Below are 19,073 nucleotides of genomic sequence, written 5' to 3' on the forward strand. Positions count from 1 at the left end.
CCTATTACCCGCCTTGCGAGATCCTGACCGAGCCCTTGGTCATCCCGACACTCGTTCTCATCGGCGACAGGGACGATTGGACCCTCGCATCTGACTGCGAAGCAGCCGCCCGGCGTCAGGTCGGTGGCCCCGCCGGACTGAGCCTCACCGTGTTCCCAGGCGTGTACCACTCATTCAATTTCCCGATTTTCGCAGAGCCGCGTCAGATCTACGGGCACTGGAGCAAATTCGACGAGGCGGCGAGCAGGCGCGCGACATCTGAACTTCGCGAATTCCTCGAGCGGGAATTGGCTGGATCATCGGACCGGATATCGCATCCGGCCCGATGATCCAGCCTTCTGTGTTTGCATCGGCCTTGTCCCGAAAGCCGCAATCCACTTTTCGGGCCGATGCTTTGGTTAGCCTCCTTCAAAGCGGTCTTCGGTCGCAAAGACCACCAAGCCCGGCTTGGGTCGATTTTGCCCCTTGGCGGATGATCGTCTTCTGCATTGGGACGCAGTTGTTAGCGTGTTCAAGCAGCCGCGGCGGATGGCCCTCGAAGCGTTTCCACCCCGTCGCAGGATAGAACCCTTCAGCATCCGAAGCCGCGTTCACGAACAGGATACTGATTCCGAGCCTGTGCGCGTATCCTTCCACCATCGCGTTCAAGATTCGACCGTGGCCCTGTCCGCGAATGGCGGCCGTGATGGCAACGAGCCTGACGATACCCGTTCCATCGCGTCGATCATCGAGCCTTGTCGTACCGGCTCCCAGCCCCTTGAACTTCAGCAGCAGGGGATGGTGGTGGGGCAGTCGCTCTTCCGGACGGGCATCGTCGTAGCCGCCTAGACCCCGTTCCTCCCACAGAACCGCGCCGCGGATAGCGTGGTAGACTTGCCAGTCAGCATCGCTGGCAACGCGAATGAGGGCGTGTTCCATCGAACAAGACGAGCACGTGGACGACCGCTTCCCATCTCGCCTGATCGAATGCCAGCTTCCGAACCAAGGCCGAAGGGGCAAATTCGACCCATCTCGGACGTTCGCGGTTGGACCGCAAAGTCCTGAAAGCGGTCGTTTATGGGCACTATGGCGCGGCGACCGCCAACCCTCCAGATGAGCAGCGTTCAACCATCCAGCCAAGTGGCGAGGCCGTCCAGCGTCTGCAGCCCATATTCCACCGCGCCGAAACCGACGACCACCTGTCGGCGTTCGCGGCTTGGGTGAAGCTGGCGCATGGTCAGCACGGTCTTGCCGTCGGTCTGCTCATCGAAGGTAACCGTCATGTAGAAGCGCTCCGGGTCGTTGGGGTCCGGGGTACCATAGTCCACCACGATCAGCTCGTTCGGCACGACCTTCAGGAAGCGCATGAGATTGGGGAAGCGCTGCTTTTGGCCCTCGAACACGCCCACCATGTCGAAGCGCCATTCCCCGCCTTCGCGGATATCGGCCTTGTGGTTCTCGATGTTGAGGCCAGCCGGGCCGTACCACTGCGCCAGCGCTTCCGGGTCCATCCAGGCAGCGAAGACCTTATTGCGCGGGTGCTTCAGCACCTTGACCAGCACGATCTCACGGTCGAGCGACCAGGTCTCAAACAGCTTTTCCATCGTCGTTCTCTTCCGCCTTGTCCAAATAAGTTTCCAGCCGGTCGAGCCGCTCGGCCCAGCGTCGGCGCTCCGCTTCCATCCAGTCTGCCGCCTCGGCGAAGCGCGCCCGCTCCAGCCGGCACCAGCGGCTGCGCCCGCGCTTCTCGCTGGCGATCAATCCGCAATCCTCCAACACCTTGAGATGCTGGGCGAAGGAGGGCAGCGCCATGTCGAAAGGCTCGGCCAGTGCGGTCACCGGCAGCTCGCCCTCGACCAGTCGCGACACCACCGCGCGGCGGGTCGGGTCGCTGAGGGCGTGAAAGGCGAGGTCGAGGGGGGTCGAGTGGTAGGGCATATAGCTCGGTAAAGCGGCCGGCCGTGCCGGTCAATAATAAAAAGGCACTTGCCTTAGTGTTTAGCTGCGAATACGAAGGTGAGTACCTTAGTGTTTGGGAGTGCACCAATGGCAGTTCGTGTGGACCTTGTTATCTCGCTCGATGGCTTCGCAACAACGACGGACCAGACGCCAGACAATCCGTTCGGCCAGGACTGGTCGCGCCTGGTCGGCGCTTATGTCGCGACGAGGACGTTCCGGGAACGTGTGTTCAAGGACACCAGCGGCAAAGGCACCACCGGCATGGACGATGCGTATGCAAAGGACTACTTCGACAACATCGGCGCGGAAATCATGGGCGCCGGCAAGTTCGGGCTGCACAACTTTCCCGACGATCCGAACTGGAAGGGGTGGTGGGGCGATGAGCCGCCATTCGGCTGCCCGGTCTTCGTCCTGACGCACAAGCGGCGGCCMTCCATCGAGATGGCTGGAGGCACCACGTTCCACTTCCTCGCGGCGGACCCGGTTGATGCGCTGCAGCAGGCCGTGACAGGCGCAAACGGCAAGGATGTGCGGATAGGTGGCGGACCAACCATGGTTCGCGACTATCTGAAGGCCGGGCTTGTCGACCGCCTGCATGTAGCCATTACCCCAATTCTGCTGGGGCGGGGCATACGCCTCTGGGACGAGTTACGCGGGTTGGAAGCCGGCTACACCGTCAAGTCGGAAACGGCCGAGAGCGGCACTGTCCACCTCACGTTCCAGCGMTAGCCGCCAGGCCGTGACTTACGGCCATCATGGACTGCCCAAACTTGGTCGATGACTGCCTTCCCGTTTCTGCCCTCGCCCAATGTCCACTTTTCCTGGTTCCATAACCGAAAGCAGACCGACCGGTTTCCACCCTTCCTGCGACCTTCGGAACGTCCGGTCATTGGCAGTGGCCCGGCGGGCCAGGAGCGGATGGTGGTCTTTGCTACCTCATTCCGCTTCAAAGGGTGGGGTGAACCGATTGAACGTCCTGATCTCGAGATGGATCAGTTCGCCTGGGAGGGCGCGCTCGTAGCGGCGCACCGATACCGTTAGCGGGGGCAGGGGGGCCGAACCATCCGACGCTCGCTGCGGCGGGGCCGGATCGGGCTCAGGGCGAGCGATCGTCCCGGAGCCGTTCCGGCACCGCGTTTGCTACTGGTTGATCTCGGGCTCGGCGAGTTTCGCGAGCTTGCGCAGGGATTCCTGCCAGCCGAGATAGCAGGCCCCGGTGGGGATCACGTCCGGCACGCCCTCTTGCTCGATAGTCACCTCGGTGCCGACGAACACGGCCTTCAAGATCACCGTGACCTTCATCTCGCCGGGCAGGTTCGGGTCGTCGAACCTGTCAGTGTAGACGAGGCGCTGACCGGGAACGAGCTCCAGATAGGTTCCGCCGAAGGCGTGGCTGTGCCCCGTGGTAAAATTCCGGAACGACATCCGGTGGTGGCCACCGACCTTCGCATCGAGCTCATGGACGGTGCAGGTAAAGCCGTAAGGGGGCAGCCAGCTCGCAATCGCGTCCGGTTCGAGGAATGCGCGGTAGAGCTTCTCGGGCCTGGCGGCGAAGACGCGGTGCAGTCGGATCGTGCTCGGCATGGATCTCTCCTCCTGGTTCGGTTTTAGGGTGTTCGGTTGTCTCCCGGCCGGCGGCCCTTCACGCTCGACACATCTACGACGAACGGGCTGGTGAGAATTCGACAGCGCTCCCGAAAAAAAATCCGGAGCACCGGCCAGCCCCGTCATCGCTCCGCTATCGCCTGGGATATTCAAGCTGCATCGCGACGACATCGCTGGTCCGCGCGCCGTAGCGGGCGGTGATCGCGTCGAGCACGAGATCGAGCGCCTGGGCAGGCTTGCGGTCGGGAAAGGTCGCGACGCGCTGGTCTGGCGCCAGGGGCGCGCCCGCGCGGTCGGGAACGATACGCAGGCCGTTGCGGGTCTCGACCGCTTCCATCGCGCCGGCATAGGTCGTCGCATGGGAGCGGTAGGTTCGCGACCATGCATCGGCAACCAGGGCAAGCGTCGCCTCGTCCATGCCCGGCACCAGGGGGATGCCGCGTTCCTCCCGGTTCCAGAAGGCCAGCCTGTTGGCGAGCACGGTCAGCGCGAACGGACGGGTAAGCCTGAACGCGCCGCTGGCATGGCGCATATCCCACGCGTCGAGGCCGAGCTCCTGCGCGACCGCTTCCGCCCTGGCAGGGCCGGCGATCGCCTCGATCAGCGTCAGCATCATCGGCATGGAGGCGGTGATGCCGGTCGTGGTCGTCACGCCCTTGTCCGAGACGATCCGCCGGTCCGGGACATAGGCGATCGTCGGACTGCGCGTCAGCATCGCGCCGAGATAGTACCAATGCGTCGTCGCGCGCTTGCCGTCGAGCAGGCCGGCTGCCGCGACGACTTTGGCGCCGGCGCAGATGCCGATGATCGCCGCCCCCTTTTTCGCCTGGCTCCGGATCCAGGCGATCGCGGCTGGATCGTCGTCACGGCTCATGGCGGGCACGACCACATAATCGGCTCCTTCGGGATGGCTTGCGTCGAATGTGGCGATGGTGGCGTCAGGCTCCGCGACGAGGGCCGGGAAGAGCCGCACCGGTCCTGGACCGGTCGCCAGCATCATGACGTCGGCTACGTCCGCGCGGCGCAGGATGCCGCCCGGCATCAGGTAGTCGGTCGTCTCGGTGGCGTCGTTGATGCCGATCACCGCGACCAGGGGGCGCTCGCGCTTCGCGGGTTTAAGCGAAACGCGCATCGCGTCGGCTTCCTCCTGCGGCACCGGCGGCGCCTCTGTGGCCGCCCTCGCGGACGGCAGGCTGAAGACCCAGCCGCCGAAGCCGGCGAGGGACAGGAGAATGAGAGCGACACCACCCCACAGGACGTATGATCTCGACATCGCTTTACGTCTCCCGGAACGGAAGAAGGGCGGAACGCCGCGAATGGGCCGGTTGGCCTCATCCGGAACGTCCTCATGCCCGCGGAAACTAGCAGCGGCGAGTTCTGGCGGACATGACAAAGAGATGGCAATTTCTGCCAATGCACGCTGTCGCCTTCATCGTCTATCGCGGTTTCGAGCTGCTCGACGTCTCCGGGCCGACATCGGTCTTCAGCGGCGCCAACCGCGCCCTGCAGCAGCGCGGCAAGCCGGCGTTCTACAGGGTCGTACTCGCATCGGCCCCGGGCGGAGCCATCGAAAGCAGCAGCGGCGTCGCGCTGGAGACGCGACCGATTGCCGAGCTTCGGCCCGGGGACGCCCAGACGCTGCTGGTTGCAGGGGCCGAACGCGAGCCACTCCTGCAGGCGGTGGCGGATTCAGCCCCCTGGGCAGGCCTCCCGCAGCTCGCGGGGCAGGCGGAGCGTTTCGGCTCGGTCTGCACTGGCGGCTTCGCCCTGGCGGCACTCGGGCTGCTCGACGGCCGTCGTGTCGCGACGCATTGGGATGCCTGCACGCCTTTTGCGAAGACCTTTCCGAAGGTGGCAGTCGATCCTGACGCCCTCTATCTGGTCGACGGCAAGCTATGGACCTCGGCCGGGGTCACCACCGGCATCGACATGGCGCTGGCGATGATCACGCAGGATCTCGATGCGTCGATCGCCGGCGAGGTTGCCAGACGGCTGGTGCTCTATGCCCGGCGCCCCGGCTACCAGTCCCAGTTCAGTCCGCTGCTGGAGGCGCAGGTGAAGGGCGACAGCCCGCTTGCCGACCTAATCGGGTGGATGCAGGCGAATCTCGACGCGCCGCTGGACGTGCCGTCGCTGGCGGCCCGCGCCGGGCTGTTGCAACGCACCTTCCATCGCAAGTTCGTGGCAGCGACCGGCGAGACGCCGGCCCGCTTTGTCGAGATCGCCCGGCTCGACGCCGCGCGCATGCTCCTGTCGCGCGGGCTGTCGCTGAAGGCGGTTGCGGCGCAAGTGGGGCTTTTCCCAACCGCGCGCCTGGCGGACGCCTTCGAACGCCGCTTCGGCATTGCGCCACGGCTATTCCGCGACATGCACGCAGAGCCGTGAGCGCTCAGAGGCGGCTTTTCTTGGCGCTGCCCGGCGAACGAAGGCTCAGCCTGTTGCCTTGGCGATCGCCTCGGCGAGCCCGCCCGGATTGTCCCACGCCATCGAATGGCCCGCCTGGGGCACGATCGCGACGCCGCATCCCTCATCCGGCAAGCCGTCAAATTCGGGGGCTGGCAGCGAGCGCTCTCCGACGAGGAGTGTTTTTCGCGTGGTCAGGCTGCCGAGCATTTCGCGCCATGTCGGGTTGCATCCGGCGATCAGCGATACTGCTTCCCGGTGGACTGCGAACGGGGCGCTGATGGCCAATGAGGCAGCCCAGACCGTATTGCCGACCGCCCTTGCAGTCGCGACGGTCGCCGCATGGCCGCGCGCCACGAACTCGCCCTCGGACATGTCGGCGATTGCCTTGCTGAAGAAGCCACCGCCCGGCTCCAGATTCGGTTCGCCAAGCACGAGCGCTTCGACCTTGGGGAGCAACGCAGCCAGGGTGATCGCCACTGCCCCTCCCATGCTGTGACCGAAGAGGCTGACAGGCCCCTCGCAGACGCTCCCGATGAGCCCGGCAACCGAGCGAGCATGGCCTTCGATGGAATAGCAGAAGTCTGCCGGCCTTTCGCTGAAGCCGGAGCCGAGCAGATCGACCAGGATCGCCCGGCGCCCGGCCAAGGCCGTATCCGCGATCACGCGCGGATAGTCACAGGATGACGCGCAGCCGAGACCGTGGATGAATACCAGGGGCGTGCCGGTCCCCGGAATGTCCTGATACAGGATATTGGCGGACGCCGTCTTCACCCAGAAAGCCTTCACGACCCGCTCCATCACATGCCAGGGCAGCTCCGCTAACCCGGAGTGCCGCCGCACCATGTCAGCATGATCTGGGAAGCCGGCGGAAGGGGCGCCCGGGACCGTCCGGTTTCCGGGGAGTGGCGGATGCCCGCGTGTGGCGCGCAGCAGCGCCTCTTACCGGGGCTCGGGAGGCGCCCACCGCCTGGTTCAGAACGAGAGACGCCGTACTGGCGACTCGCTCTTAGCTCGCCGTCTGAAAGGAATTTCCTTACTGTAAGGAGCTTCCTTACAGGAGTTCCGCATGATCACGAGCAAGCTGACATCAAAGGCGCAGACGACGATTCCGCAGCCCATCCGGGCCGCGCTGCATCTGCGCGAGGGCGACGAGATTGCCTATAGAATCGAGGGCGACACGGTCGTGATCCGCAAGGCACCGGCAGCAGCCCCGGCCGAAGACCCGTTTGGCACATTCAGCGAGTGGGATAGCGACGCCGACCGGAGAGCCTATGCCAAACTCTGAGTTCAGCCAGGGTGACGTTGTCCGTGTGCCGTTCCCCTTAAACGACCGCAACACCCGCCAGCATCGGCCGGCGCTTGTCGTCAGCCATGGCGGCGTAGGGGAGGGCGAAGGCCTGTTGTGGGTGGTCATGATCACCAGCGCCGAGAACCGGTCATGGCCGGGCGACGTGTCGCTGGGCCTGACTTATGGCGAGGTCGGGTTGCCGGCGCCATCGGTTATTCGCCCATGCAAAATCGCGACGATCGAGGCAGGCCACGCGGAGAAGCTGGGCCGGATCAAGCCGACGACAATGGCCCAGGTTGGAGATCAACTGCGGACGTCTATGGGCGTTTAGAGGCTGCTCTGGATTAGCGCTCGCGCCGGTAATGCGTGGCGACGGCGCCGCTGCGGAGCGGCGTGGCCGAGATCAGCTCGAGCCGTCGCGTGCTGGGCAGCCCGCTCTGGTAGAGGGTTGGGCCGTGGCCGGCGATCCTGGGATGGACGAGGACCTTGTACTCGTCGATCAGATCCAGCCGGTCCAGCTCGGTCGCGAGCTTGCCGCTACAGAGGAGCACGCCGGCCGGGGTCGCGTCCTTGAGCCTCTGCACGCCCGTGCGCAGGTCGCCGGCGATGTGGTGGCTGTTGGTCCAGGGGAAGTCCGTTCGCGTCGACGACACCACGTATTTCGGCTTGGCGTCCAGCTTGACCGCCCACTCGCGTATCGCCGGCGGCGCCTCCACGTCGCCAGCAACGTTTGAGATGGGTGGTGAGCGGCCGTTCGGCGACGTGCCGATAGCTGACATTGCGTGGCGTCGAAGCGATCGTCTGGACACCATCGAGCGGCCGCGTCTCGGCCGCTCGATCGGCGCTGGCGCCGTCGCGGGTTTCTTAGAAATTCACCCTGAGCTGGGCAGTGCCGCCGACACGTTGCGTGTTCCCGGACAGCTCCGAGTCGACGCGCATGCCGAGGCTGACGGTTTGGCTGAGCTTGATATCGGCTCCCGCCGCGAGCAGCGCCGCATTGCGGTCGGGCCTGGCACCGCTCACCGCGAAGCTCGCGCCGGGCAGGCCGTTGAGCGCGGCGGTGAGGTCGGCGTCGCGCTGGTAGTAGTGCGCCCAGGCGGCGCGGACGAAGCCGGTGACGGGAGATGCGCCCGCGATCAGGTTGGCGTCGAGCTGCAGGCCGAGCTCGCTGCGGCTGGTGATGTCGGTGCGCCGCGGCAGCGTCAGCATGCCGGCGGTCGCGCCCATCCCGTCGCGCTCGACCGCAGCCGGGCTGTTCGCCCGCACCGCCTGGAAGGCGGCGAGCGGCGAGAGCGTCAGGCCACCCCAGCCGGCCACCGGCAGGCTCGCCTCGATCCGGCCGGACCAGGCCTGCGTCGCATAGGAGGCGGCCACGCCGGTGCGGCCCAGCGCCGGGATGGCGCGGCTGGTGTCGGTGTCGAGCCGGGCATAGCCGAGCGCGCCGGCAAGGTTGACGGAGCCAAGCGTGGTGCGGCCGTAGAGACCCGCCTGGAAGACATCGGCCTGCGCCTTGCCGAGCCCGCCCGAGAGCGAGGCACGCGACTGGCCACCCGCGACTGCGGCGCCCATGACCGTGCTGGAGCCCAGCCGGATGTCGGCGCCGACCGCGACGTGCGCATCGGAGAGGTTGCGGTTGGCCGAACCCACGACCCGGTCGCCGTCGGTTCGTCCGGTCGAGCCGAAAGTCGCGCCCCAGAGCGTGAAGCGCGCCGGATCGAAGGTCGGGCGTCCCGGCCCATCCTGCCTCGATGGCAGGTCGGCTGTGAAGCCGGCCACGCCGGCAGGGCCGCCGGGCGCTCCTGAGAGCCGGCCGCTGCCCGAGCCGTCCAGCATGGTGCGCAGGAATTGGTCTGAAGCGACATGCGCCATCGCGGGCGCCGCCGTATGGACCTCGCCCGAGAGCGAGTTCACAGCCGCCGGGATCGCCGCCGCCGGCAGGTTGTAGATCCCGAACAGCGCGGACGGGTCGACGCCATTGGCCACCGCACTGTCGATGGCCGAAGCGATCGAGGCGGCGTTGCGCGGCGCTGTGACGCCGAGCGTCGGCGTCACGATTGGCGCCAGCGGCTTCGGCGTCAGCGTCAGCAGCACGTCGTTGCCGGTGTAGCTCACCGCAGTGGTGACACCGTCGCCGAAGGAGCCGGTCGTGTCGACCGGGCCGAAGCGCGTGCCGCCGAGCCCGCCCGCTGCCGAGAGCAGCGTGTAGGGGGAGGAGAAGCTGTAGGCGCCGCCGAGCGGCACGATCCGCAGCGTACCCGCCAGCGAGGCCGTGCCGGTGACGTTGACCCGGTCCGCGACAGTGCCTTGCACCTCGGCGATATAGGTCGAGGCGACGCCCATCACGAGGCTGCCGTTGACGGTCAGCGTCCCCGGCGAATTGCCCGGCGAAAGCGTGCCGCCGATCGTGGTCGCGCCGACCGAGCCGGAGCCAGCGAGCGTCGCACCCGCATGCACGATCACCGGCGTCGCGACCGAGCCGTCGACGACGAGGCTGCCACCGAACACCTGGGTCACGCTCGTGTAGGTGTTGGTTCCGTTCAGCGTCAGCGTGCCGGTACCGGTCTTGAGCAGCGAGCCCGCGCCCGAGATCGTGCCGGAGAAGGTCGTGCTGCTGTTGTTGCCTCCGGCGGTCAGCGTCGTGCCACCCAGGAGCACGTCGCCCGTGCCGGACAGCGAGCCGACCGTCTGGGCGATGCCGTTGAGATCGAAGACCGCCCCGGCCGAAATCTGCACCGCCGTCTGGTTCGGCAGGACGCCCACCCCGCCCATCCGTAGCGTGCCTTGCTGGATCCAGGTGGCGCCGGAGTAGGTGTTGGTCCCCGACAGCGTCAGGACCCCGGCGCCCGTCTTGGAGAGCGTGCCCCCGCCGCTGATGACGCCGGCCAGGCCAAAATCCAACGAACCGGTATCGACGAAGGCGGTGCCGCTCGACAACGCCACGGCGTTGGCCAGCGTGAGAGCAGGGGCGTTGGCACGAAGCGTCGTCCCGCTCGCCATCTGCAGCGTRCCTGTGCCGAGCGCGCTCGCCGATCCGACGGCGAGGGTGCCGGCGTTGAGCAGCGTGCCGCCGGAATAGCTGTTGGCGCCGGACAGCGCCAGCGTGCCGGCACCGGCCTTGGTCAGGCTGGTCCCGACGCCATCGATGATGGCCGAGCCGATCGAAGCGGTGACGCCGGCTGCCGTGTTGATCGTGCCGCCACCGGCGACGCCGAGGCCGAGAGAACCTCCGGTCAGCAGATAGCCGTCGCTGGTGAACTGCAGCGTGTCGAAGTTTTGCGTGCCGGACACCGTCACCGTGCCGGCTATGCCCTGGAACACGCCGACCGAGCTCAGCCACGGGGCATTGAAGCCCACCTCGCCCGGCGCCACCGCCCAGTTGGTGTTGCCGCCGTTCCAGGTGCCCGTGCCGCCATCGACGGCACCGTTGCCGGTCTGGTCGGCGCCGTCCCAGAACTGCAGGATCTGGCCGGCCCCGAGCACGGCAAGATTGACTTGCGGCGGCAGGCCGGCAGGCATGCTGTAGACCGTCCCGGTCGCGCCCGCGACGCTGGGCGCGGTCAGGGCAAGCGAAGAGAAGCTGCCGCTGATCGTGCCGCCGCCGGTGACGTCGAACAGGCGATAATAGCCGGCCGAAGCGACATTGGCCGTGAGCGTGCCGCCGAGCGTCAGGTTGCCGGCCGCCCCGCTGCCGTTGATGATGATGTGGTCGTTGGTCGCGCCGCCCGCGACTCCAGGGGTGCCGAGTTCGAACACGGTGTTCGAGCCGGCATTCAGCGCCAGCGATCCTACCGTGAGCGTGCCCGGGCTGTTGCCGGCCGACAGCGTTCCGCCGGAGGCGACCGTCACCGCTCCCGCGATCGAACCCGAACCGCCAAGCGTCGTGCCGCTGCCGACGCTCACGCTGGACGAAGCCAGCGAGCCGTTCACGATCAGCGTGCCCCCGTTGATCGTGGTTGCGCCGGTATAGGTGTTGGCGCCGGTGAGCGTCCAGGTGCCTGCATCTATCTTCGTCAGCCCGCCTGTCCCCGTAGCGATCACCCCGGATGCGGTCCCTGTCCCGGGGCCGGCGAGGGTCAGGTTTTGGCCCGAGCCGGTAATGCCGCCGGAGACGGTCAACGTACTTGGAAAGGTCAAAAGGCCGGCGTTGATCTGGCTGTCCGCGGCGAGAGTGATGTCTCCGCCATAGGTGTTCGTACCACCGCCCGCTTGCAGGGCGCCGAAACCACCTGTGCCGCTGCCCGAGAGCGTGAGCGCCTCCCCGACGATGTTGACGCTGCCGCCGAGTATAAGGGACGCGCCCGATGCCACCACCGTTCCGTTCGCCGTCGAGCCGAGACCGAGACTGTTTGTCACGAACAGGCTGCCCGAATTCACGGTAGTGAGGCCGGAATAGGTGTTGGCGCCTGCCAGGGTCCATTGGGAGCCGGACTTCGTGATCGAGCCGGAGCCGATGGCGATCACGCCACGGATGGTGCCGCCATTGTTGCTGGAGCCGCCAAGCGTCAGATCCGTGTTGGATCCAGTGATGCCGCCCGAAAGATTCAGCGAGCTCAGGTTCTGGACATTGATGCTGCTGGATGCCGCAAGGGAGATCGCGCCCTGGAAGGTGTTCGCGCCAGAATTCAAGCTGGTGAGAGCGCCGCCCCCCGACACGCCAGTCCCCGACAGCGTCAGAGCCTCGGCGCCGACGGTGATACCGCCCGTCAAGGCGAGCGTCGCACCCGAGTCGACCGTCGTTCCGCTGGAAACCGCGCCGAGGCCACTGGCGTTGGAGACCGTGAGCGTGCCCGCCGAAACTGTCGTCAAACCCGTATAGATGTTCGCACCGGACAGGGTCAGGCCGCCGGTGCCGACCTTGGTGAGGCTGACTGGATCCTGGATCACGCCGGCATAGGCGGTGTCCGAATTTAGGCCGCCAACCGACAGAGTTTGTGCCCCCCCCCCGGCTCGTATGATCCCGGTGCCTTCGATCGAACCGATCGACAGCGTATCACCGGCGCCCATGGCCAAATTCAGTAGTCCGCCCTGGCCGATAAATCGCGAGCCCGCAGCCGAACTCCCGGCGAAGAACTGTATCGAGCCGGAGCCTGGTCCAGCAGTAAGTGCCATCGCGCCGGTAATCGTGCCAGAGATGCCGAACCCGCCCGCTGCTCCTGCAAACAGCGTCTGCTCGGAGGTCGAATTATTGGTGATGTTGGTGATATACAGAGCCGAGCCGGGGGCTGTCGACAGCGTGTAGGCGAGGGCGTTGTTGTTGTACTCGAGCAGCGTGAGTGTACCGCCGGACGCGGTGACATTTCGCTCTGCCGTCGGGCTGTTCGTGAAGGTCGCCGTATCCGTCGGCACGGTACCGCCGGCCCAGTTCGAATCGAGGTTGAAGTCCCCGCTGCTGCCCAGCCAGTCCGCCGCATGCGCCGTGCCGGGGGCCATCACAGGCGTTGCAGCGACGGCGAGCGCCAGACCGCTCACCATCGTTGTGTCCACCAGCGCACCCCGCCAACGCGATAGCGTATTGGCGGCGACGTCACGGCTCCTCGAAGGCATCATTTTATGCCACAGCCCCGCGGCTATGACGCCGGTTGCGAGCACGGAAGGGGCAGTGAAGGATGTCGTCCCGCGCGTGGCGCGCTGTAGGCAGGAGATCATAGGCTCTCACGGTAGGCATAGGCCGTCGCCATTAGCCCGCGACGCAACCCGTGCAGTTTAGCGATTTAAGATCGTGATGCACCTGCTTTCTGACCTTGCGGCATTGTCGCGCCCCGCCGCGATTCAGCAACGAGGACGGACGAACCCTCAGCTATCACGCCTCCCAGAAGAGCAGCCATTGCAGAACCCCATGCGTCTAGCTGCCCGCGCAGCCATACAGTGTGCCGGCGTGCTCGTGACGCGGCGGCGGAGCAGAGGTCTGCTTTCGGGCGGAGACCCAGGTTCTGGCGCCGAGCGGCCGGATGGGCTCGGCTTCCATCGACACGTGGGGCCAAATTCGTCGCCATCACTGCTATAGTCGCCATCACTGCTATAGTGGACGCGAATGCGGGAGATGTCCCGGCGAAGCAGGAGCAGATCGTGGCCGAGAGATTTGAACGGCATCGCCAACCCTGGACCCATGAGGAACTGGAGAAGCTGAAGCTGCTCGCCAGGAAGGGCATGGCCTTGAAAGCGATTTCGAAGGCGATGACCCGCAGTGAGGAATCCATCAAGGACCGCGCGAAACAGGATGGCATCGGGATCGCCAAGCTCCGCTAGACCATTGGACCGGACATCCTATCGCGTCCGGTGATCCAACCTTTGCGTTTGCATCGGCTTTGCCCCGAAAGCCGCAATCCGCTCTTGCGGCCGATGCTTTGGCCAGTTGGAGGAGGCGACCCGTGCCGACATTCGTGACGATCGGGTATGGAGACCGTGAGGGCTACGACCGTACCCCGGTAGCCGTTCGAGACGCAGCCCACGCCCATGATGCGGCGTTGCAGAAAGACGGAGTGTTGATGGGTATCGCGGGCGTTCCCGTGCAGGTGCGCAATCCCGACGCTGCCCAGGTTGAAACGGCCAATGGCCCATTCATGACGTCGTCATTGCCGGTGGCGGGCTTTGCCATCATCGAAGCCGCCGATCTGGCCGAGGCCATCGCTATGGTTTCACGAACGCCCTGCGCCGTGGCCCATGGCGTCGTTGAGGTGTGGCCGCTCGAGCAACGCTCATGAAGCGGCACGTCGCGCTGCGCTCAAGCGATGGCGGGGGCGGGGACATGCAGCCATGACTGTCCCGTTCGGGTCCACGCGACTGTCGCGGCACGGCCGGGCAAAGGTGTAAGCGCTCAGGCGCTCTCAGGAGCCGCAGCGGCCAGGCGCGGCAGGCTGATCCGGGCCAAGAGGCCGCGCGGCTGGTTGTCGTGCAGGCTCAGCTCGCCATCATGGGCGGCCGCGATCGACCGGGTGATGGCGAGGCCGAGGCCAAAGCCTTCTGAATCGATCCGCCCGCGTGCCTCGTCGCCGCGCATGAAGGGTTCGAGCAGGCGCAAGCGATCGGCTTCCGGAATACCGGGGCCATCGTCGGCCACCTCGATCAGGAGGGCATCGGGTTCGTTGCGAAGGCGGATGATCACCTGCGTGCCATGGCGCACCGCGTTCTCGACGAGATTGGTCACGGCGCGCTCCAGCTGCTGGGCATCGCCTGTCGCGACGAGCCGTCGCGGCCCCTCGTAGCGCGTCGATGTGCCGATATCGCTGAACTCGTCCGCGACGGTCTGGAGCAGGCTCGAAAGGTCGACAGCACCGCGCTTCTGGCGCCGGTCGACATCGCGCAGATAGGACAGCGCGCCCTGCACCATGGTGCCCATATGCTCCAGATCGCGGGTGAACTGAGCGCGCAGGACAGCGTCCTCGATGAACTCGACGCGCAGGCGCATGCGCGTGATCGGCGTCCTGAGGTCGTGGCTGATCGCCGCCAGCATGCGCGTGCGGTCGGCAAACAGCGCATGGATACGGTCCCTCAAGCGGTTGAGGGCGCGCGCGGCGGTGCGGACTTCGAGGGGGCCCTCCTCGGGCAGCGGCGAGGGATCGCGGTCGATCGAAAACTCCTCGGCAGCCGAGGCGAAGCGCGCGAGCGGCGCCGTGATGCCGCGCGAGGCCCAGAGCGTCAGCGCGCCGATATTGAGCCCGAGCACGATGATCGTGGCGACCACCAGAATGGAGATGGGGCGCGGTGGCGGTGTCCCCATTCCACCGGGCGCGATCTCGACATCGAGGCCCGTGCCGTCGGGAAGCCGGATCGCATAGCCTTGCGGCGGCCTGTCCCCGTCAGGCACCGGGTTCGGCTGCACCGCAAAACCCTCGCCCAGGCGCTGCGCCATGCCCTCCGCGGCGAAAGGATGCGGCTGCGCTGGCAAGGGGGCGGGGTCCTTGGCCGATAGCGTGAACCGGTAGCGCCGATCTGCCGTGTTCGCGGTCTCGACGACCATCTGGCGCAGCTCAGGCTGCGTCCGGGCCACCAGCTTCGCGATCGTCGCCACGCTCTCATAGGCTGGCGGGCCTGGTCTGCCGCGGGGCGCCTGCCAGACCAGGGCGACGGAGAGCACGAGATAGAGCAGGCCGATGACGCCGATCACGAGCAGCGCGATCTGGCTGCCGATCCGTGCGGGCAGGCGAAACGGGTGGATCATTGCCGGGCGACGGCGGGCGTGAAGAGATATCCGCCCGAGCGGATCGTCTTGATCAGTTCGGGCTCGCGCGGCTCGCGCTCGATCTTCTGGCGCAGCCGGCTGATCAGGATATCGATGCTGCGCTCGAACGGTGTGGCGGCGCGTCCCTGCGTCAGATCGAGCAGCGCATCGCGCGCGAGCACGCGCCCGGGCCGCTCGCACAACACCCGCAGCAGATCGAACTCGGCGCCGGTGATAGTGACACGGACATTGTCGGGATTGGTCAACTCGCGGTTATTGGCATTCAGCGTCCAGCCCGCGAAGGAAAAGGAGCCGGGAAGCTCGTCCGGATCGGCCTGTCCGCTGCCCCGTCGCCGCAGCACCGCCCGGATGCGGGCCAGGAGCTCGCGCGGGTTGAACGGTTTGCCGAGATAATCGTCGGCCCCCATTTCGAGGCCGATGATCCTGTCGATATCCTCGCTGCGGGCGGTGAGCATGATGATCGGCAGCTGCATCGTCAGGCCCAGCCGCCGGCAGATCGAGAACCCGTCCTCGCCGGGGAGATTGAGATCGAGCACGATGAGGTCAAACCGGCCGTCCCGCAGAATCCGGTCCATCTCGCGCCCGTCGCGCGCGGTGGAGGTCCGCATGTCGTTCTGCGCGAGATAGCGCGCGACCAGCGTGCTGATCTCGCGATCGTCCTCGACGATCAGGATATGCGCCGATGCGCTCACGTCAGGTTTCCAGGTTTCAAGCGATGTGAGCATATCGGAGGCTTAGGTCCCCTGCAGCCGTCATCATGGCTAAAGCATCGGCAGGGCCGAAGCATCGGCCGGAAAAGTGGATTGCGGTTTTCGGGGCAAAGCCGATGCAATCACAGTTGGTTAGATCATCGGACCGGATACGATATCCGGACCGATGATCTAAGGCCGATAGGCGAGATCGCGGCATCGGATCGTGCCGTCCGCAGCGATCCGGACGGCTCCGATGGCTTGCTCCCGCCCCGTCACCGGATCGCGATAGACCATGCGGCTGCAGGCCGAGGCAGTGTCGGCGGTGTCGGCCCCGAAGATGCGCAAGAGCACCACGCTGATCCACATGGCTGCTGCGGCGAGGACCCCCAGGGCGCGCCTCAGCGACGAGCCCGGCCGCAAGGGTGAAGGGATATCCGGCATAGGCGCTCCGACGTTGCGTGAGCCTGCCGGATAGGTCGCGTTTGTGGCCCCAGTGCCGAACGGATGTTGCTGGAGTGTTTCCGTTTGTATCCCTGAGCGCATCCTCCGCATCTGGCGCAGGGCGGAACTGGCGCCTTGACGATATGTCGGGCCAGCTACTCGGCATCGCCCTGCATCGACGGGTGGGCACTCCTGAAGGCAGGGTGCTCGTTGCACAATCGCTCGACCCGCAGGATGCGCGTGCAATGGTCGATCGGCACCTGGAAACGCCGCGCTGCGTAGAGCTGGGGCAGCAGGTAGATATCCGCCAGGCCGGGCAGGGGGCCGAAGCAATAACCCTCGTCGCCAATCAGCGCCTCGACGGCGCCGAGCCCCTGTCCGATCCAGGTGGCGATCCAGGCCGCAACCTCCGGTTCGGCCTGCCCAAGATTCTGCCTGAGATAGGACAGCGGCGCGACGTTGTGGAGGGGATGAATGTCACAGCCGATGATCGCTGCGACGGCCCGGACCTTCGCACGCAAGACCGGGTCGCGCGGGAGGAGCGCCGGAGCCGGACAGGTCTCCTCGAGATATTCGATGATGGCGGGCGATTGGGTCAGGATGGTGCCGTCGTCGAGTTCCAGTGCCGGCAACCGGCCTTGCGGGTTGAGCGCGCGATAGCTCGCGCCATGTTGCTCTCCGCCGTTCCGGACGAGATGAACGAAGCGCGGCGTGACTTCGAGCCCCTTGAGCGCGAGCGCAATGCGAACGCGGTATGACGAGGTGGACCGCCAATAGGTATAGAGTTTCATCCTGCCTCCCCCTCGACGCGGAACGATGACGGCCGGGCCTTGATCGAAACCAGGTGGCGCCGGCTATATACATGAGGGCCAGTACATAGGCTGCCAGCGCCGCTTGTCCGACCCGCAAAAGCTGGCGGTAACGGGAGACGCTATAGCTCCGAAAGCGAACCCCAGTCCGGCACATGGGCGGCGAGCTTGTCGAGCAGCTGATCAAGTTGTCTTCGTTCTGGTTTGGACAGGCAGGACAGCATCGCCGCCTCGCGAAGTTTCAACGCCGGAATGTAGCGCTGATACAGGGCTCGGCCGGGATCGGTCAGGAAGAGCCGCTGACGTCGGCTGTCGGCTTCATCGGTCAGCCGTCGGATCAGCCCCTTCTTCTCCAGCGCGATGGCCGCACGGCTGACGCCCGCCTTGAGATGACCCGAGAATTCGCAGAACTCGGCAGCGGTGATGCCTTCGCGGGAATGCAGCGCCAGCAGGATCACGATCTCGGGGCGCGTCAGGCCGAATTCGGCCTCGATCCGCCGGAATGACGGCTCGCGGTAGAAGTTCAGGATGTAACCGATCCTGTAGGCCGTTGGTATCTCGGTGCCTCCGAGCATCGCGCGCAGGCCCTCTTCGCGACCCACCCCGGCCACGTCCAGGTCCGTCGCTTCCAGGTCCGTCGCTTCTGAATTTCGTCTCATATGAGACTTTTTTGTTGCTGTCATGACATCGCAGTCGTAGCATTCCGGGCAATGAGAGGACTTGGCGATGCCGCCCAGTCCCCGGGGAGGATCGCATGGATATCCCGGTTCCCGCCAGCGCTCGCCCCGCCGCGACAGGCGTGTCGTTCGGGCGAGCATTCTTCGCTGCAACCGGATCGCTGCCGATCTATGTCGACCATATCGCCGCGATAGCCGGGCCCAGGCGCTTGCCCGTCGTCATGGTCCATGGCGGCTGTCACACCGGCCAGTGCTATCTCGCGACGCCGGACGGGCGCCAGGGCTGGGCGACCCGCTTCGCGGCAGCGGGGCGCGACGTTTTCGTGGTGGACTGGCCCGGCCACGGCCGCTCGCCGGCGTGCGGGAATCTGGCGACCCTGTCGACCCGCGAGATCGCGCAATCCATTCTCGCCCTTGTGGAGATGGTCGGGCCGGCCGTCCTCCTGGTCCACTCCGCCAGCGGGCCGATGGCGTGGTGGATCGCGGAGCGGGCCCCTGGCGCGGTCGCCGCCGTGATCGGCGTTGCGCCGGGCGCGCCGGCCAACATCCTCCCCGTGCTGCCCGACGACCCGGAAGCGATTGCGAAGCTCAGGGACGATGTCAGCCTGGGCTGCCCTGTGATGCTGCCCGAGGACAGGCCGGTCGTGGTCGGCGAGGCGTTCATGCGGAGCTTCTGGGCCAACGCTCCGCGCTTTCCGCGTCAGGCCTTCGAGCAGTATCGGCTCTCGATTGTCCCGGAGAGCGCGCGGCTGTTCAACGAGCGCTTCAACATCGGCGGGCGCGGCTTGCAGATCGCGGACCCGGCCGCGCTGGCTCGGACGCCGATCCTGATCGTCACCGGTGATCACGATCCACGCCATCCGCGCGCGATAGACGAGGCGACCGCCCGCTATCTGGGGGCGGAGTTCCTGTGGCTGCCGGACGAGGGCACCTCCGGCAACGGCCACATGCCGATGATCGAAGACAACAGCGACGCCATCGCGGACCGGCTGCTCCTCTGGCTGGCCGGCCGGGAACTCTGACCCCCTGTTTCAAGCG

20 protein-coding genes and 1 pseudogene are annotated in these 19,073 nt (G+C 66.3%); 8 read left to right on the forward strand and 13 right to left on the reverse strand.

Annotated elements, in window-relative coordinates; translation table 11 throughout:
• A pseudogene (locus AC1DRP_RS16175) lies at positions 1 to 329 on the forward strand (dienelactone hydrolase family protein); the annotation flags it as partial.
• A gap of 79 nt (positions 330 to 408) precedes the next feature.
• On the opposite strand, the gene AC1DRP_RS16180 reads toward AC1DRP_RS16175, so the two are convergent.
• The 3 genes from AC1DRP_RS16180 to AC1DRP_RS16190 form a co-directional block, all read right to left on the reverse strand.
• Positions 409 to 918, reverse strand: coding sequence for a GNAT family N-acetyltransferase (locus tag AC1DRP_RS16180; protein ID WP_476768966.1), 510 nt, complete (start codon positions 916 to 918; stop codon positions 409 to 411).
• Positions 919 to 1,103: 185 nt separating this feature from the next.
• On the reverse strand, positions 1,104 to 1,583 hold the full coding sequence (locus AC1DRP_RS16185) for an SRPBCC family protein (protein WP_441508873.1): 480 nt from the start codon (positions 1,581 to 1,583) through the stop codon (positions 1,104 to 1,106).
• The gene (locus AC1DRP_RS16190; RefSeq protein ID WP_441480415.1) at positions 1,567 to 1,917 is read right to left on the reverse strand and encodes an ArsR/SmtB family transcription factor; all 351 of its coding nucleotides are present in this window, start codon (positions 1,915 to 1,917) and stop codon (positions 1,567 to 1,569) included. Before AC1DRP_RS16190 ends, AC1DRP_RS16185 begins: the two co-directional genes overlap by 17 nt.
• A 108-nt stretch (positions 1,918 to 2,025) precedes the next feature.
• Between AC1DRP_RS16190 and AC1DRP_RS16195 the strand changes: the two genes are divergently transcribed.
• Complete coding sequence (locus tag AC1DRP_RS16195) at positions 2,026 to 2,667, forward strand: dihydrofolate reductase family protein (protein WP_476768967.1); 642 nt, start codon at positions 2,026 to 2,028, stop codon at positions 2,665 to 2,667.
• 411 nt (positions 2,668 to 3,078) lie between these two features.
• On the opposite strand, the gene AC1DRP_RS16200 is transcribed toward AC1DRP_RS16195, so the two are convergent.
• On the reverse strand, positions 3,079 to 3,522 hold the full coding sequence (locus AC1DRP_RS16200) for an SRPBCC family protein (RefSeq protein ID WP_476768968.1): 444 nt from the start codon (positions 3,520 to 3,522) through the stop codon (positions 3,079 to 3,081).
• A gap of 154 nt (positions 3,523 to 3,676) precedes the next feature.
• Complete coding sequence (locus tag AC1DRP_RS16205) at positions 3,677 to 4,816, reverse strand: DJ-1/PfpI family protein (RefSeq protein ID WP_476768969.1); 1,140 nt, start codon at positions 4,814 to 4,816, stop codon at positions 3,677 to 3,679.
• Between the two features lie 140 nt (positions 4,817 to 4,956).
• Here AC1DRP_RS16205 and AC1DRP_RS16210 point away from each other — a divergent pair, with 140 nt between their 5' ends.
• Entirely contained in the window at positions 4,957 to 5,928 is a 972-nt protein-coding gene (locus tag AC1DRP_RS16210) for a GlxA family transcriptional regulator (protein WP_476768970.1), read from the forward strand.
• Between the two features lie 45 nt (positions 5,929 to 5,973).
• Here the strand turns inward: AC1DRP_RS16210 and AC1DRP_RS16215 are convergent, their stop codons facing one another.
• A complete protein-coding gene (locus tag AC1DRP_RS16215; protein ID WP_476768971.1) occupies positions 5,974 to 6,735 on the reverse strand; it encodes an alpha/beta fold hydrolase in 762 nt (253 codons plus the stop codon).
• 280 nt (positions 6,736 to 7,015) lie between these two features.
• Between AC1DRP_RS16215 and AC1DRP_RS16220 the strand changes: the two genes are divergently transcribed.
• Together AC1DRP_RS16220 and AC1DRP_RS16225 are read left to right on the forward strand one after the other, a co-directional pair.
• Positions 7,016 to 7,234, forward strand: a complete 219-nt coding sequence (locus AC1DRP_RS16220; RefSeq protein ID WP_476768972.1) for an AbrB/MazE/SpoVT family DNA-binding domain-containing protein — start codon at positions 7,016 to 7,018, stop codon at positions 7,232 to 7,234.
• On the forward strand, positions 7,221 to 7,568 hold the full coding sequence (locus tag AC1DRP_RS16225) for a type II toxin-antitoxin system PemK/MazF family toxin (protein WP_476768973.1): 348 nt from the start codon (positions 7,221 to 7,223) through the stop codon (positions 7,566 to 7,568). Before AC1DRP_RS16220 ends, AC1DRP_RS16225 begins: the two co-directional genes overlap by 14 nt.
• Positions 7,569 to 7,581: 13 nt before the next feature.
• On the opposite strand, the gene AC1DRP_RS16230 is transcribed toward AC1DRP_RS16225, so the two are convergent.
• Positions 7,582 to 8,016 (reverse strand): dihydrofolate reductase family protein, encoded by a 435-nt coding sequence (locus AC1DRP_RS16230; RefSeq protein ID WP_476768974.1) that lies wholly within the window; start codon positions 8,014 to 8,016, stop codon positions 7,582 to 7,584.
• A gap of 85 nt (positions 8,017 to 8,101) precedes the next feature.
• Entirely contained in the window at positions 8,102 to 12,709 is a 4,608-nt protein-coding gene (locus tag AC1DRP_RS16235; RefSeq protein ID WP_476768975.1) for an autotransporter-associated beta strand repeat-containing protein, read from the reverse strand.
• A 594-nt stretch (positions 12,710 to 13,303) separates the two neighbouring features.
• On the opposite strand from AC1DRP_RS16235, the gene AC1DRP_RS16240 reads away from it, so the two are divergent.
• Together AC1DRP_RS16240 and AC1DRP_RS16245 are read left to right on the forward strand one after the other, a co-directional pair.
• Complete coding sequence (locus tag AC1DRP_RS16240) at positions 13,304 to 13,483, forward strand: hypothetical protein (protein WP_441492805.1); 180 nt, start codon at positions 13,304 to 13,306, stop codon at positions 13,481 to 13,483.
• A gap of 122 nt (positions 13,484 to 13,605) precedes the next feature.
• Positions 13,606 to 13,938: a YciI family protein gene (locus AC1DRP_RS16245; RefSeq protein WP_476768976.1), complete on the forward strand. Its 333-nt coding sequence runs from the start codon at positions 13,606 to 13,608 to the stop codon at positions 13,936 to 13,938.
• A 113-nt stretch (positions 13,939 to 14,051) separates the two neighbouring features.
• Here the strand turns inward: AC1DRP_RS16245 and AC1DRP_RS16250 are convergent, their stop codons facing one another.
• The 5 genes from AC1DRP_RS16250 to AC1DRP_RS16270 all read right to left on the reverse strand — a co-directional run bounded on the left by AC1DRP_RS16250 (position 14,052) and on the right by AC1DRP_RS16270 (position 18,176).
• On the reverse strand, positions 14,052 to 15,395 hold the full coding sequence (locus AC1DRP_RS16250) for an ATP-binding protein (protein ID WP_476768977.1): 1,344 nt from the start codon (positions 15,393 to 15,395) through the stop codon (positions 14,052 to 14,054).
• Entirely contained in the window at positions 15,392 to 16,141 is a 750-nt protein-coding gene (locus AC1DRP_RS16255) for a response regulator (RefSeq protein WP_476768978.1), read from the reverse strand. The genes AC1DRP_RS16250 and AC1DRP_RS16255 overlap by 4 nt, the downstream gene beginning before the upstream one ends.
• 156 nt (positions 16,142 to 16,297) lie before the next feature.
• Entirely contained in the window at positions 16,298 to 16,549 is a 252-nt protein-coding gene (locus AC1DRP_RS16260) for a hypothetical protein (RefSeq protein ID WP_441492809.1), read from the reverse strand.
• A gap of 155 nt (positions 16,550 to 16,704) precedes the next feature.
• Positions 16,705 to 17,340, reverse strand: coding sequence for a maleylacetoacetate isomerase (gene maiA / locus AC1DRP_RS16265; protein ID WP_441492810.1), 636 nt, complete (start codon positions 17,338 to 17,340; stop codon positions 16,705 to 16,707).
• A gap of 140 nt (positions 17,341 to 17,480) precedes the next feature.
• The gene (locus AC1DRP_RS16270; RefSeq protein WP_476768979.1) at positions 17,481 to 18,176 is read right to left on the reverse strand and encodes a MarR family winged helix-turn-helix transcriptional regulator; all 696 of its coding nucleotides are present in this window, start codon (positions 18,174 to 18,176) and stop codon (positions 17,481 to 17,483) included.
• On the opposite strand from AC1DRP_RS16270, the gene AC1DRP_RS16275 reads away from it, so the two are divergent.
• Positions 18,158 to 19,057 carry an alpha/beta fold hydrolase gene (locus tag AC1DRP_RS16275; protein ID WP_476768980.1) on the forward strand — a complete coding sequence of 300 codons (900 nt, stop codon included), beginning with the start codon at positions 18,158 to 18,160 and terminating at the stop codon, positions 19,055 to 19,057. The genes AC1DRP_RS16270 and AC1DRP_RS16275 overlap by 19 nt on opposite strands.
• Positions 19,058 to 19,073: the final 16 nt, after the last annotated feature.

The sequence above is a fragment of the Allobosea sp. 01N443 genome (genome assembly GCF_056399325.1).